Origin of the sequence: Streptomyces sp. CC228A (assembly GCF_021390935.1) — a bacterium.
GTDB lineage: Bacteria > Actinomycetota > Actinomycetes > Streptomycetales > Streptomycetaceae > Streptomyces.
The window spans coordinates 206,863-221,474 of the sequence record NZ_JAJPUI010000004.1 but is presented as its reverse complement, the minus strand read 5'-3'; the positions used below and the strand labels follow the sequence as shown (position 1 = coordinate 221,474).

Annotated in this window: 9 protein-coding genes and 1 pseudogene; 4 read left to right on the top strand and 6 right to left on the bottom strand. The window is 74.1% G+C overall.

Annotated features, from left to right (window positions below; all coding sequences use genetic code 11):
* The first annotated feature begins 138 nt into the window (after positions 1-138).
* Complete coding sequence (locus L6E17_RS13745; protein WP_236241346.1) at positions 139-414, top strand: DUF6343 family protein; 276 nt, start codon at positions 139-141, stop codon at positions 412-414.
* A gap of 52 nt (positions 415-466) precedes the next feature.
* Here the strand turns inward: L6E17_RS13745 and L6E17_RS13740 are convergent, their stop codons facing one another.
* From L6E17_RS13740 to rpsA, 4 genes are all read right to left on the bottom strand, one after another.
* Positions 467-835 carry a tetratricopeptide repeat protein gene (locus L6E17_RS13740; RefSeq protein ID WP_236241056.1) on the bottom strand — a complete coding sequence of 123 codons (369 nt, stop codon included), beginning with the start codon at positions 833-835 and terminating at the stop codon, positions 467-469.
* Positions 836-1,025: 190 nt separating this feature from the next.
* Positions 1,026-1,646 (bottom strand): dephospho-CoA kinase, encoded by a 621-nt coding sequence (gene coaE / locus L6E17_RS13735; protein WP_236241055.1) that lies wholly within the window; start codon positions 1,644-1,646, stop codon positions 1,026-1,028.
* 34 nt (positions 1,647-1,680) lie between these two features.
* Positions 1,681-2,622 carry a PAC2 family protein gene (locus L6E17_RS13730; RefSeq protein WP_236241054.1) on the bottom strand — a complete coding sequence of 314 codons (942 nt, stop codon included), beginning with the start codon at positions 2,620-2,622 and terminating at the stop codon, positions 1,681-1,683.
* A 301-nt stretch (positions 2,623-2,923) separates the two neighbouring features.
* On the bottom strand, positions 2,924-4,417 hold the full coding sequence (gene rpsA / locus L6E17_RS13725; protein WP_236241053.1) for a 30S ribosomal protein S1: 1,494 nt from the start codon (positions 4,415-4,417) through the stop codon (positions 2,924-2,926).
* A 480-nt stretch (positions 4,418-4,897) separates the two neighbouring features.
* Here rpsA and L6E17_RS13720 point away from each other — a divergent pair, with 480 nt between their 5' ends.
* Together L6E17_RS13720 and L6E17_RS13715 are read left to right on the top strand one after the other, a co-directional pair.
* Positions 4,898-5,719, top strand: a complete 822-nt coding sequence (locus tag L6E17_RS13720; RefSeq protein WP_236241052.1) for a class I SAM-dependent methyltransferase — start codon at positions 4,898-4,900, stop codon at positions 5,717-5,719.
* A gap of 150 nt (positions 5,720-5,869) precedes the next feature.
* Positions 5,870-8,489, top strand: a pseudogene (locus L6E17_RS13715) (ATP-dependent RNA helicase).
* 199 nt (positions 8,490-8,688) lie between these two features.
* Here L6E17_RS13715 and L6E17_RS13710 read toward each other — a convergent pair.
* Entirely contained in the window at positions 8,689-10,578 is a 1,890-nt protein-coding gene (locus L6E17_RS13710) for a lytic transglycosylase domain-containing protein (protein WP_236241051.1), read from the bottom strand.
* Between the two features lie 277 nt (positions 10,579-10,855).
* Here L6E17_RS13710 and L6E17_RS13705 point away from each other — a divergent pair, with 277 nt between their 5' ends.
* A complete protein-coding gene (locus tag L6E17_RS13705; RefSeq protein WP_236241050.1) occupies positions 10,856-11,671 on the top strand; it encodes a DUF4184 family protein in 816 nt (271 codons plus the stop codon).
* Between the two features lie 92 nt (positions 11,672-11,763).
* Here the strand turns inward: L6E17_RS13705 and polA are convergent, their stop codons facing one another.
* Positions 11,764-14,472, bottom strand: coding sequence for a DNA polymerase I (polA, locus tag L6E17_RS13700; RefSeq protein WP_236241049.1), 2,709 nt, complete (start codon positions 14,470-14,472; stop codon positions 11,764-11,766).
* Positions 14,473-14,612: the final 140 nt, after the last annotated feature.

The following is a 14,612-nucleotide window of genomic DNA, read 5'->3' as shown; positions in this document are numbered from 1 at the left end:
CCGGGTCTCCGACCTTACGGCGGGGGTGTGACACTGCGCGGCGCCGGATCCTGTGCTGTCCTCCGATGCCCTGCGGCCGGCCGGGGTCGGCGGGCGGTTCGCGGGTACACGGCGGGAAGGAGAACGATGACCATGATCATGCGCAGTGGAAACGAACCGGTCACCGCACGCAGCCCGCTGAGGCTGCGGTTCTGGCTGAGTGTGTGGGGCCTCGTCTGGGCCGTGGGCGGCACCGTCGCCTTCGCCGTGATCGGCGTCAGGAGCTGGGCCGTCATCTGCGGGGTACTGGCGCTGGTCGTGCTGGCGGACCTGGTGATGGTCGTCCACCGGATGCGCCAGGGCCCCCGGTACCAGCCCGGCCGCGACGTCCCTCCGTACACCCCGGACCGTCATGGCCCACCCCCTCGCTCGTGACGCTACGCAAGCAGGACGTTACGCGGGGGGACTGACAGCGGGCTTCGGGGTGTCATTCCTCGTCGGCGAAACCGGCGGCCTCGCGGTATTCGGGCCTCGGGTCCAGAGCCGCGGCCAGCCGGAAGTGGCGCCGCGCGTGCTGCGGGCGGCCCGCCCGCTGGAGGGTGCGGGCCAGCCCGAAGTGGGCGTAGGCGTTGTCCGGCTCGCGCTCCACGACGAGCTCGAACTCCAGCTCGGCGGAGCGCAGCTGGGCCGCCATGAAGAACGCGCGGGCGCGCAGCAGGCGTGCGGCGGTGTTCTCCGGGTGGGCCGCGATCACCGAGTCGAGCAGCTTGACGGCCCCGCGGGGGTCCCGCGCGGCGAGCAGTTGCTCGGCCGCCCGGTAGTCGATGACGTGGGTTTCCGGGTCGCTGTCGGGCACGCTTCCATCCTTCCCCTCTGCTGCGGCCGTTCAACAGCGCCTCCGACGGTGGTATTCCGCAGCGGGAGCGGAGGAGACCGCGGGGCGGAAGAGGACCACGGGGCGGAAGGGGAACCCGCGCGCGTCGGCAGGTGAAACGCCGGGCGGCGCGGTGTGTCCCGTCGGGCGCCCTCGCCCGAGCCCGGCCTGGTCAGTCGCGGTGGCCGGGGTCCGCGGCCGCAGCCCTCTCGGTCAGCGCCTGCCACACCTTGCGGACCTGCGGTTCCAGCGCCTCCAGCGGTCCGTCGTTGTCGATCACGTAGTCCGCGATGGCGTGCCGCTGCTCCCTCGTCGCCTGGGCGGCCATGCGGGAGCGGGCCTCGTCCTCGGTCATGCCCCGGAACCGTACGAGCCGGTCCAGCTGGGTCTCGGGAGAGGCGTCGACGACCACGACGATGTCGTAGAGGGGGGCCAGGCCGTTCTCGGTGAGGAGGGGGACGTCGTGGACCACGACCGCGTCGGGTGCCGCGGCGGACTGGAGCTCGGCGGAACGGTCCCGCACCAGCGGGTGGATGATGCCGTTCAGGGTGGCGAGGCGCTCCGGGTCCGCGAAGACGACAGCACCGAGCCGCGGGCGGTCGAGAGCCCCGTCGGGCGTCAGGACGTCCCGCCCGAACGCCTCCACGACGGCCGCGAGCCCGGGCGTGCCGGGCTCGACGACCTCGCGGGCGATCCTGTCGGCGTCGATCAGTACGGCCCCGTACGAGACGAGCAGCCGCGACACCTCGCTCTTGCCGGCTCCGATTCCACCGGTCAGCCCCACGGTCAGCATGGCGGCAGCCTATGCCCTGGGACCGGGACGGCGCCTACGGGGTGTCGCCCTCGCGTTCGGCGAGGAACCGCTCGAACTGCCGGCCCAGCTCGTCCGCCGACGGCAGGTCCACGGGTTCGGCGACCAGGCTGCCTCGGGTCTCCGCTCCGGCGAGTGCGTCGTACTGGTGCTCAAGGCCCTTGACCAGGGCGACCAGTTCCTCGTCGCCGTCGCGGATCTGGCGCTCGATCTCGGTCTGGGTCCGCTGGGCGGCGTTGCGCAGCCCGTGGGCGATACCGGGCAGGACGAGCCCGGTGGCGCCCGTGATGGCCTCCAGCGCGGTGAGGGCGGCGTCCGGGTACGGGGAGCGGGCCACGTAGTGGGGCACGTGCGCCGCCACGCCGAGGACGTCGTGGCCGGCCTCCATCAGCCGGTACTCGACCAGCGCCTCCGCGCTGCCCGGCACCTGGGCCTCGTCGAACGGGCTGCGGTGCCCGGGCACCAGGTCCGTGCGGTTGCCGTGCGGGGTGAGGCCCACGGGGCGGGTGTGGGGGACGCCCATGGGGATGCCGTGGACGTTGACGGCGAGCCGGACGCGCAGGCGTTCGGCGATCTGCCGTACGGCCTGGGCGAACCGCTCCCACTCGACGTCCGGCTCGGGGCCGGACAGCAGCAGGAAGGGCGCGCCGGTGGCGTCCTGGACGATGCGGACCTCGATGGCGGGTGTGTCGTATCCCGTCCAGCGGTCGCGGCGGAAGGTGAGCAGGGGCCGCCGTGCCCGGTAGTCGACCAGGCGGTCATGGTCGAAGCGGGCCACCACCTGGTGGGGCAGGGCCTCCAGCAGGCCGTCGACGATCTGCTCGCCGACCTCTCCCGCGTCGATGTATCCGTCGAAGTGATAGAGCAAGATCAGGCCGGCGGACTCCTGGGCCAGCGCCATGTCGGCCACCGCCAGGCCCTTTGGCTCCCATGCGTACAAGTCCTGCGGATCAAGCACGTTTACCGCTCCTCCTCGTGTTCCTACGGAAGAACGTCGCATGCACCACTGACATTCCCGTTCCGCTGCCGCGCGGGGGCCTGAGCGCCTCCAGGGAACGGAATCGGGGTCCGTCGGCTCGCGGGCGGAGCACGTCGGTCCGGGCGTACCGCGGGACCGTGTCCTGAGCGGGGTGCACCGTGCGGAAACGGCACTGGGGCCCGTCCCTTTCGGGACGGGCCCCAGTGTCACCAGCCAGGAGCCGGAGCGGGTCCGAGCGTCAACCGCGCGGCGGCCTCAGGTGAAGGCCGCGCGTGGGGTGTCAGCTCTGGCCGCCGGCCAGCTTCTCGCGGAGGGCGGCGAGCGCCTCGTCCGACGCCAGGGCGCCGGAGTTGTCGTCCGAATCCGAGGAGTACGAACCACCGGTCGGCGCGGCGGCCGGAGCAGCGGGGCCACCCTCGGCAGCGGCGGCGGCGTCGGCCTCGCGGGACTTGATGACCTGCGCCTGGTGCTGCTCGAAGCGCTGCTGGGCCTCGGCGTACTGCCGCTCCCACTCCTCGCGCTGCTTCTCGTAGCCGGGCAGCCAGTCGTTGGTCTCCGGGTCGAAGCCCTCGGGGTAGATGTAGTTGCCCTGGTCGTCGTAGGACGCGGCCATGCCGTACAGGGTCGGGTCGAACTCGACGGCCGACGGGTCGGCGCCGAAGGACTCGTTGGCCTGCTTCAGCGACAGCGAGATCCGGCGACGCTCCAGGTCGATGTCGATGACCTTGACGAAGATCTCGTCGTTGACCTGGACGACCTGCTCCGGGATCTCCACGTGGCGCTCGGCCAGCTCGGAGATGTGGACCAGGCCCTCGATGCCCTCGTCGACGCGGACGAACGCGCCGAACGGAACGAGCTTGGTGACCTTACCCGGGACGACCTGACCGATCTGGTGGGTCCGGGCGAACTGCTGCCACGGGTCCTCCTGCGTCGCCTTCAGCGACAGGGAGACACGCTCGCGGTCCATGTCGACGTCGAGGACCTCGACGGTGACCTCCTGGCCGACCTCGACGACCTCGGACGGGTGGTCGATGTGCTTCCAGGACAGCTCGGAGACGTGCACCAGGCCGTCGACACCGCCCAGGTCCACGAACGCACCGAAGTTGACGATCGAGGAGACGACGCCGGAGCGGACCTGGCCCTTCTGCAGGGTGGTGAGGAACGTCTGGCGGACCTCGGACTGGGTCTGCTCCAGCCAGGCGCGGCGGGACAGGACCACGTTGTTGCGGTTCTTGTCCAGCTCGATGATCTTGGCCTCGAGCTCCTTGCCGACGTACGGCTGGAGGTCGCGGACACGGCGCATCTCGACGAGGGAGGCCGGCAGGAAGCCACGGAGGCCGATGTCGAGGATGAGACCACCCTTGACGACCTCGATGACGGTACCGGTGACGATGCCGTCCTCTTCCTTGATCTTCTCGATGGTGCCCCAGGCACGCTCGTACTGGGCGCGCTTCTTCGAGAGGATCAGGCGGCCTTCCTTGTCCTCCTTCTGGAGGACGAGGGCCTCGATCTCGTCGCCGACCTTGACGACCTCGTTCGGGTCGACGTCGTGCTTGATCGAGAGCTCGCGGCTCGGGATGACACCTTCGGTCTTGTAACCGATGTCGAGCAGGACCTCGTCCCGGTCGACCTTCACGATGACGCCGTCGACGATGTCGCCGTCGTTGAAGTACTTGATCGTCTCGTCGATCGCGGCGAGGAAAGCTTCCTCGTTACCGATGTCGTTGACCGCAACCTGCGGGGTGGTGGCGGTGGTCTCGGTGCTGCTCGTCATGTGGGAAAGGGCTCCGGTACGGACATTGAAGTCGTAGGTACTGCCACGCCGAAGGCCCGTATCGCCTCTGCAGAAGCCGGACAGCCAAGGAAGCGCCGAGCCCGGCGAACGGGCGGCGCCTCGACAACCGAGGGGACATACAACAGATGCGAGCGCGGCCTGCTCCGTCTGAGGCGCGCAGGCCCGCAGCGCAACCTTTAGCATACGGGCGCCGCGGGGCATGGTCAATGCGCGAAGGGGCACACCCGGGGCGCACCGCCGTATACCCGGCGCAACTAAGCTTGCCGCAGGCCACGATGGCCTGGGGCGCCGAAGGCGCCGCACGCGTGTCACACATGTCACAGATCAGGGCGAGGCGGGGCGGAACGGACGCGGCGGCCGGACGCCACCGGGGCCGCGCTCCCCCTGGCCGCACCCGCGCGCCGCCGTGCACAGGGACGTGCGCTCGTGCGCACGCGGAAACCTACAACGACGGGCGACATGATCCAAGACATCCAGGACCACGAACCGCAGGCGACCCGCCGGGCGGCGGGCGACGCGGAGAGCAGCCGGGCGAGCAGGGGCTGGTGGGACCGGAACGCCGACGAGTACCAGGACGAGCACGGCTCGTTCCTCGGGGACGACCGCTTCGTCTGGGGCCCCGAGGGGCTGGACGAGGAGGAGGCCCGGCTCCTGGGCCCCGCCGGCTCGCTGGAGGGCCGGGACGTCCTGGAGATCGGGGCGGGCGCCGCGCAGTGCTCGCGCTGGCTGGCGGCCCAGGGGGCGCGGCCGGTCGCCCTGGACCTCTCCCACCGCCAGCTCCAGCACGCCCTGCGGATCGGCGCGGGCGGCGACGGGGTGGCGCTGGTGGAGGCGGACGCGGGCGCGCTGCCGTTCCGGGACGGCTCCTTCGACCTGGCCTGCTCGGCGTACGGGGCGGTGCCCTTCGTCGCCGACCCCGTGCGGGTGTTCCGGGAGGTGCGCAGGGTGCTGCGGCCGGGCGGCCGGTGGGTGTTCTCCGTGACGCATCCCGTCCGCTGGGCGTTCCCCGACGAACCGGGCCCCGAGGGCCTGTCGGTGTCGGCCTCGTACTTCGACCGCACGCCGTACGTCGAGCAGGACGACCGGGGGCGGGCGGTGTACGTCGAGCACCACCGGACGCTGGGCGACCGGGTGCGGGACGTGGTGGTCGGCGGGTTCCGGCTGGTGGACCTGGTGGAGCCCGAGTGGCCGGCCTGGAACAGCCAGGAGTGGGGCGGCTGGTCCCCGCTGCGCGGCAACCTCATCCCGGGCACGGCGATCTTCGTGTGCGTGAGGGACTGATGGGTGCGGGGCCGGGTTCGGAACCGGTGGGCGCGGGGTCGGCGGATGCCGCTCCGATCCGTGACGGGCTGGGGCACGCCGGCCTGATGTGCGGGGGCGCCCGCCCGGCGGCCCGGCGCGCGGCGGAGCGCCGAAGGCGGCTGGTCGGCGGTGATCCGCCCGGAGGAGCGCGAGCGGCTTCCCGTGCACACGGCCCTGCCCGCGCTGGAGCGGGCGCTGGACGGCCACGGGGCAGCGGTGCTGTGCGCGCCGCCCGGGACCGGCAAGACCACGCTGGTGCCGCTGGTCCTGGCGGAGCGCGGCGCCCGGGTGGTGGTCGCCGAGCCGCGCCGGATCGCGGCACGGGCGGCGGCGCGGCGCATGGCGTGGCTGCTCGGTGAGGAGGTGGGCAGCCGGGTCGGTTTCACCGTGCGGGGCGAGCGCGCGGTGTCGCGGGACACGGTCGTGGAGGTCGTGACGACCGGTGTACTGCTGCAGCGGCTCCAGCGGGACCAGGAGCTTGCCGGGGTCGACGCGGTGATGCTGGACGAGTGCCACGAGAGGCACCTGGACGCCGACACGGCCGCCGCTTTCCTTCTCGACGTGCGGGAGGCCCTGCGACCGGAACTGCGGCTGGTCGCGGCGTCGGCGACGACGGACGCGGAGGGCTGGGCCCGGCTGCTGGGCGGTGCGCCGGTGGTCGAGGCGTCGGGCGTGACGCATCCGGTGGAGGTGGTGTGGGCCCCGCCGCCCGGTCCGGTGCGGCCGCCGCACGGGATGTTCGTCGACCCGGCGCTGCAGGCCCACGTGGCGGGGGTCGTGCGCCGGGCGCTCGGGGAGCGGGACGGCGATGTGCTGTGCTTCCTGCCCGGGGTCGGGGAGATCGCGCGGGTGGCGGGCCTGCTGGCCGGGCTGCCGGGCGTGGAGGTGCTCCAGGTGCACGGCAGGGCTCCCGCGGCGGTGCAGGACGCGGTGCTGGCCCCGGGGCGGGGGCGCCGCGTGGTGCTGGCGACGGCGGTGGCCGAATCGTCGCTGACCGTGCCGGGGGTGCGCGTGGTCGTCGACTCGGGTCTGGCGCGGGAGCCGCGCGTGGACCACGCCCGCGGGCTGGGCGCGCTGACGACGCTGCGCGCGTCGCGGGCCTCGGCCAGGCAGCGGGCGGGCCGTGCGGGGCGCGAGGCCCCGGGCACGGTCTACCGCTGCTGGGCGGAGGCGGAGGACGGGCGGCTGCCCGCCTTCCCGGCGCCGGAGATCCAGGTGGCCGACCTGACCTCCTTCGCCCTGCAGGCCGCGGTCTGGGGCGATCCCGGTGCGTCGGGCCTCGCGCTGCTGGACGCGCCGCCCGCCGGGGCGATGGCGGCGGCACGCGCGGTGCTGGGCGCGATCGGCGCGGTGAACACGGCGGGGCGTGCGACGGAGCGCGGCCGCGCGCTGGCGCGCCTGGGCGTGCACCCCGGTTGGGGCGCGCGCTGCTGGACGGCGCGCCGCACGTGGGGGCGCGGCGGGCGGCGGAAATCGTGGCGCTGGTGGCGGAGGAGCCGCCGCGGACGTACGGGGACGACCTGGCGGCGGCGTGGCGGGCGGCCCGGCGCGGCGGCGACGCCTACGCGGCGCGGTGGCGCGCGGAGGCCCGGCGGCTGGCGGGCGCGGCCGGCCTGTCCGGCGGCGCGGCGCGCGGTCGCCCCGGGCGGGACGGCGGCGCGGCCGCGGAGCGGCTCGGAGGCCTTCCCTCCGCTGCCGCGGGGACCGCTGCCCCGGGGGCCGCGCCGACGGCGCTCCCGGCGGGCGGGCCGACGCCGTTCCGTACGGCTCCGCTGACGCGTCCGACGACGTGGCCGCCGGTCTGGTCACCGCACTGGCGTTCCCGGAGCGCGTGGCGCGGGCGCGCGGCGGCGGCGCCTTCCTGATGGTCTCCGGGACGGGCGCCGAGGTCGAGGACGGCTCGGGGCTGCGGTCGGCGCCGTGGCTGGCGGTGGCGGTGGCGGACCGTCCCGCCCACGCGGCGTCGGCGCGGGTGCGGCTCGCGGCGGTCTGCGACGAGGACGTGGCCCGGCTGGCGGCCGGGCATCTGCGGACCGCCGGCGACGAGGTGCGCTGGGAGGACGGTGATGTCGCGGCCCGGTCCGCGGAACGGCTGGGCGCGGTGGAGCTGGCCGTGCGGCCGCTGCGGGCCCCGGAGCCCGGGCTCGTACGGGCGGCGCTGCTGGACGGACTGCGGCGCGACGGGCTCGGTCTGCTGGGCTGGTCGCGGGAGGCGCGGCAGCTGCGGGAGCGGTTGGCCTTCCTGCACCGGGTGGCGGGCGGCGCGTGGCCGGACGTCTCCGACGAGGCGCTGGCGGCGCGCGCCGACGCGTGGCTGGAACCGGAGCTCTCCGCGGCGCGGCGGCGGGCGGACCTCGCGCGGATCGACGCCGGCGAGGCGCTGCGGCGGCTGCTGCCGTGGGCGAGCGGTGAGGCGGCGCGCCTCGACGAGCTGGCCCCCGAGCGGCTGGAGGTGCCGAGCGGTTCCCGGGTGCGCCTCGACTACGCGGGCGAGCAGCCGGTGCTTGCGGTGAAGCTGCAGGAGATGTTCGGGCTGGCGCAGACCCCGCGGGTGGCGGGGGTGCCGGTGCTGGTGCACCTGCTGTCGCCGGCGGGGCGTCCGGCGGCCGTGACGGCGGACCTGGCGTCGTTCTGGCGGGACGGCTACCGGGCCGTGCGGGCGGAGCTGCGGGGCCGCTACCCGAAGCACCCGTGGCCCGAGGACCCTTCGGCCGCCCGGCCCACACGGCGGACGAACCCCCGGCGCTGACGTCCGCCGGGGCCTGCACGGGGTTTCGGCGCCGGACGGTCCGGCGCCGCGCTCTTCCGCCGGCGGGCCCGCCGGCGCCCGTGGTGTACGGGCCGCCCTGCGGCAGCGCCCTGCCTCGGACGGGCCGCGGCGGGTACGCCGCCTGCGGGGCCGCTCGGCGAGGAGCCGAGGCGGCCCGGTGGACGGCGGCCCCGGCGCGTCAGCCGACGTGCAGTTCGATGGTGAGCGTCGCGCCACCCTCAGCGGTGATGCGCAGCAGGAACGTGCCGGTGCGGTCGTCGGCGTACATCCGGGGCAGCTGGAACGTGCCGTCGGCGCCGGTCCTCAGCCCGGTGAGGGTGCGTACGGGCTCCCCCTGGGCGTCCTTGAAGTACGGGCCGGCGTCGGCGGCCTGCGTGCCGTCCGCATCGGCGAGCAGGGTGGCGGTCAGGGCGACCCCGGCCGCGGCGGCGCCCTTCTCGGTCGCCTTGACCGTGAGGCGCTCGGCGAACTCGCCGCCGGCCGCGGCGGTGGGCTTGGTGTCACCGGTACGGGCGAGGGTGTCGGCCTGCGGCGCCGTGACCGTGGCCGGCCGGTCGACGCCCGGCAGCGCGGTGCGCCCGACGACGGTGGCGCGGACGGTGAACTCGCCCGTCCTCTCGCCCGCGAGGAGCACGGGGGCGGTGGCGGTGCCGTCGGCTCCGGTGGTGACCGTGGCGGTGGTGGCGCCGTCGGGGAAGCGGCTGTCGGTGTCGCCGACGATCCGGAACTCGACCGCCACCTCGGCGACGCCGCCGCCCTGCTCGTCGCGGGCCACGACGGCGGCGCGCTCGGCGAACTCGGTGCCGGCGGTGGCGGTGAGGGCACCGCCGCCCGCGCTCTGCAGGAGGTGCACCCGGTCAGCGGGTTTCGTCGGGGTCGGCGTCGGGGTGGGAGTCGGCGTCGGCGTGGGGGTGGGAGTCGGGGTCGGCGTGGGGGTGGGAGTCGGGGTCGGCGTGGGGGTGGGAGTCGGGGTCGGCGTCGGGGTGGGCTTCGGCTTCGGCTTGGGCGAAGGGCCGGGCCAACCGGACGGCGGTACCGGCTTCGCGGGCGACGGGGAGGGCTTCGCGTCGGGGGTGGCGGGGGTGGCGCCCGGGGTGCTTCCGCCCTTGCCTCCGGTGCCCGGGCCGCCGCCCTTGCCGGTGGTGGTGCCGGCGCCCTTCCCGGATCCGCTCCCGTGCGTCCCGCCCGTGCCGGGCCGCGTACCGTCTCCGCTGCCGGAGTGCCGGTCGCTGCGCTCGGTGGGGACGTGGCCGGTGCCGTCCGGGATCCGGTGGGCCCCGTCCCTCTTGTAGTAGTCGAACCAGGACAGGACCGTGCGCAGGTACTCCCGCGACTGGTTGTAGCTGAGGATGGCCCGGTCCAGGTCCGCCTGGAGGGCGAGGTTGCGGCTGCCGGCGCACAGGTACATGCCGGCCGCGCGGGCCGCGTCGAAGATGTTGTTGGGGTCCTTGCGGCCGTCGTCGTTGGCGTCCTGGCCCCAGGAGGCCCAGGTCGACGGGATGAACTGCATGGGGCCGACGGCGCGGTCGTAGCGGGTGTCGCCGTCGTGGGCGCCGCCGTCGGTGTCGGAGATGTTGGCGAAGCCGACGCCGTTGAGGACCGGGCCCAGGATCGGGGAGGTCGTGGTGCCGCCGGAGTCGACCCGGCCGCCGCGCGCGTGACCGGACTCCACCTTGCCGATGCCGGCGAGGAGTTGCCAGGGCAGGTTGCAGCCCGGGTCGACGCTCCGCAGATGCTGCTCGGCCTGCTGGTACGCGGAGAAGACGGTCGCGGGTATGCCGGCCGCCGTCGCGCCGCCCGCGGGGGCGGAGCCGTGGGTGTCGCCGGTCCCGGCGCCCGGCCGGTCGGGGTGGGGGCTGTTGAGGGGCGGCAGCTCCGTGTAGTAGGGGGAGTTGCCGGTGGCGGTGTCCCCCGAGGCGGCCGGCGGCGTGCCGTCCGTGGTGGGCGACTCGCCGCCCACCGGGGTGACTCCCGGTCCCTGCGACGCGGAGAGCGCCGCCACGGCTGCCGCCGCCACCGCCGTCGTGGTGGCCTGCTTGCGCAGCCGCCGCCCGAGATGTCCTGCCATGCGTGTGTCCCTCCCCCGACGGCGCCCCTTGGGTTGGTGACGCCGCGCCCGACCCGACGACTGCCCGCCGCTCCCCACAGCGCGGACTGGCGAAACCCTACGTCACCTCGCGCCCCCACCACACTCATGCGTGACCGGTTTTCACGGTTTCGTCACCGGTCATCCGTCCGGATTACGGTTCTGACGCAACCGCACACGGTCATATGCGATCGACAGTGACAGAGCACTGATCGCGAAACCGCTCGTCCTGCTGACATCCGACGGGAGCCCCTCCCCCATGCCGTTCACCCTCAGCCATGCCGCCGCCGTCCTCCCCGGCATGAGCCGCTGCGGCGCCGGACGGGGTCCGGTGGTGGCGTCCGCCCTTGTCATGGGGTCGTTCGCGCCCGACATGACCTATTTCGCGGACAGCCTGATTCCGGGGGCCATGTCCTTCGGTGAGGTCACCCACAGCGCGTGGGGCGTCCTGACGGTCGACGCGTTGACCGCCGCGGCGCTGGTCGGACTGTGGCTGATGGTGCGTGAGCCGCTGGTGGCGCTGCTGCCCCGCCGGTGGCGCGGCCCGGTGCACGGCCTGCTCCGGGGCAGGCCGTGGCGGGAACGGCGGCCGGCGGCGCTGGCGGTGTGGTTCTACCTCTCGGCGGTCGCCGGTGCGGCCACCCACGTCGTGTGGGACCTGTTCACCCATCCCGGCCGGTGGGGCACACGGGTGCTACCGGTGCTGGGCGAAACGGTGGGCGGCTTCCCCGTCTACACGTACGTGCAGTACGGCAGTTCCGCACTCGCCCTGATGGTCCTCGGCTGGTTCGCGTACGGGGGCCTGCGGCGGGTTCCGCCGGGTGCCGGCGCGGGGGCGCCCGCCGGGCTGACCCGCCGGGGCCGGTGGCTCGCGGTCGGGGTGCTGGCGGGCTGCACGGTGGCGGGCGTGGTGCACCGGTGCCTGCGCTGGTACGCGTACTGGGGCAGGATCGAGACGCCGCTCGACATCATCCCCACGGCCTGCTTCGGCGCCGGTGCCGGGCTCGCCGTCGGGCTGCTCCTGTACGGAGCCGGGATGCGCCTGCGCGCCGGGGGCCCCGGCCCCCGTGCCTGACGCCCCGGCGGCGCGGGGCCCCGAGGGCGTACGGCGGGGCGCTGCCGGGGCAGGCCCCGCCGCCGTACGCGGCTCCTCCGGCGGCCGCGCCGTCAGTGCGCGGCGGACTCCCAGTCGCCGCCGACGCCCACCGAGACGTCCAGCGGTGCCCGCAGCTCGACGGCCGAGGCCATCTCGCGGCGCACCAGCTCCTCCGCCTGCTCCCGCTCTCCGGGCGCCAGCTCCAGCACGATCTCGTCGTGCACCTGGAGCAGCATGCGGGAGCGCAGACCGGCCTCCCGCAGCGCCCGGTCGACGTTCAGCATGGCGACCTTCACGATGTCCGCTGCGGTGCCCTGGATGGGGGCGTTCAGCGCCATCCGCTCGGCCATCTCGCGCCGCTGCCGGTTGTCGCTGTTGAGGTCCGGCAGGTAGCGGCGGCGCCCGAGGAGGGTCTCCGTGTACCCGGTCGCGCGGGCCTCGTCCACGACCCGGTGCAGATAGTCCCGGACCCCGCCGAACCGCTCGAAGTACGTGTCCATGAGCGCCCGCGCCTCGGCCGCCTCGATGTTCAGCTGCTGCGAGAGGCCGAACGCCGACAGGCCGTAGGCCAGGCCGTACGACATCGCCTTGATCTTGCGGCGCATCTCGGCGTCCACGGCGGACTTGTCCACGCCGAACACCTGGGACGCGACCGTGGTGTGCAGGTCCTCGCCGGAGGTGAACGCCTCGATCAGCCCGGCGTCCTCCGACAGGTGGGCCATCACGCGCAGCTCGATCTGGCTGTAGTCCGCCGTCATCAGGGAGGCGAAGCCCTCGCCGACGACGAAGCCGCGGCGGATCGCCCGGCCCTCGTCGGTGCGGACGGGGATGTTCTGCAGGTTCGGGTCGGTCGACGACAGCCGGCCGGTCGCCGCCACCGTCTGGTTGAAGGTGGTGTGGATGCGGCCGTCACCCGCGACGGACTTGATCAGGCCCTCCACGGTCACCCGCAGCTTGGCCTGCTCGCGGTGCCGCAGCATGATCACCGGCAGTTCGTGCTCGGTCCGGCCGGCCAGCCAGGCCAGCGCGTCGGCGTCCGTCGTGTACCCGGTCTTCGTCTTCTTGGTCTTCGGCAGGTTCAGCTCGCCGAACAGCACCTCCTGGAGCTGCTTGGGCGAGCCGAGGTTGAACTCCCGGCCGACCGAGGCGTGCGCCTCCTTCACGGCCTGCTGCACCGCGCCGGCGAACTGCTGCTCCATGGCCTCCAGGTGCGGCCGGTCGGCCGCGATGCCGTGCCGCTCCATCCGGGCCAGCAGCTCCGACGTGGGCAGCTCCACCTCGTGCAGGAGCCGCGTCGCGCCGACCTCCTCCAGCCGCGCCGCGAAGGCCTCGCCCAGGTCGAGCACCGCCCTGGCCTGGAGCATCAGCGCGTCCCGCTCCGCCGCGTCCTCGGCGCCGAACGCGAGCTGCCCGTCCGCGGCGGCCGCCGGGGCCAGCTCACGGCCGAGGTACTCCAGGGACAGCGCGTCGAGGGCGAACGTGCGCCGACCGGGCTTCACCAGGTACGCGGCGAGCGCGGTGTCCATGGTGACGCCGGCGACGCTCCAGCCGTGCTCGGGGAACACCCGCATCGCGCTCTTCGCGTTGTGCAGCACCTTCGGCCGGTCCGGGTCGGCGATCCACGCCGCGAACGCCTGCTCGTCCGCCTCGTCGAGCTCCGCCGGGTCGAACCAGGCGGCGGCCCCGCCGCCCGCCGCCAGCGCGATCTCGGTGACCGTGCCGACACCCAGCGCCCAGCTGTCGACCGTCGCCACGCCGAGCGGCCGGTCGCCGTGCCGCTCCAGCCACGGGGCCAGCGCGCCGGGCGCCAGCACCGTGCCGTCGATCTCCACGCCCGCCGCGGGCACCGGCTCCTCCTCGGCGGCACCCGGGTCCACGGCGAGCAGCCGCTCGCGGAGCGACGGGTTGCGGATCTCCAACGTGTCCAGCAGCACCGCCAGCATCTTGCGGTCGTAGGGGGCGCGCTCCAGGTCCGCCACCGACTTCGGCAGCTCCACGTCCCGCACGAGCTCCGTGAGGTGCCGGTTCAGCTTGACGGCCTCCAAGTGGTCGCGCAGCGCCTGACCGACCTTGCCCTTGACCTCGTCGGCCCGCTCCACCAGCTCCGCGAACGAGCCGAACTGGTTGATCCACTTGGTGGCGGTCTTCTCCCCCACCCCGGGGATGCCCGGCAGGTTGTCCGACGGGTCGCCGCGCAGTGCCGCGAAGTCCGGGTACTGGTTCGGCGACAGCCCGTACTTCTCCCGCACCTTCTCGGGTGTGAAGCGGGTCAGCTCCGACACGCCCTTCGTCGGGTACAGCACCGTCGTGTGCTCGCTGACCAGCTGGAACGAGTCCCGGTCACCGGTGACGATGAGCACCTCGAAGCCGGCGGCCTCCGCCTGCGCGGTCAGCGTCGCGATGACGTCGTCCGCCTCGTACCCCTCGACGGCGAAGCGCTGCGCGTTCATCGCGTCCAGCAGCTCGCCGATGAGCTCCACCTGCCCCTTGAAGTCGTCCGGCGTCGACGACCGGTTCGCCTTGTACTCAGGGAACTCCTGCGACCGCCAGGTCTTGCGGGAGACGTCGAACGCGACCGCGAAGTGCGTGGGCTCCTCGTCACGGAGTGTGTTCGCCAGCATCGACGCGAAGCCGTACACGGCGTTGGTGGGCTGCCCGCTCGACGAGGTGAAGTTCTCCGCGGGCAGCGCGAAGAACGCCCGGTACGCCAGGGAGTGCCCGTCCATGAGGAGCAGACGCGGACGGTCTTGTGCGGTCTTCTTCGATGCTGTCTCTGCCACGCAGACGATCCTGCCACGCTCCACTGACAACCACCGACGCCCCTCACACGATGTCCGAGGCGCGTGACAGGATCGAAGGACACCGGACCGCGGGGAGCGCTCGGCAGCACGGCACCCCGCATCCCGACCGCAGCGACTCG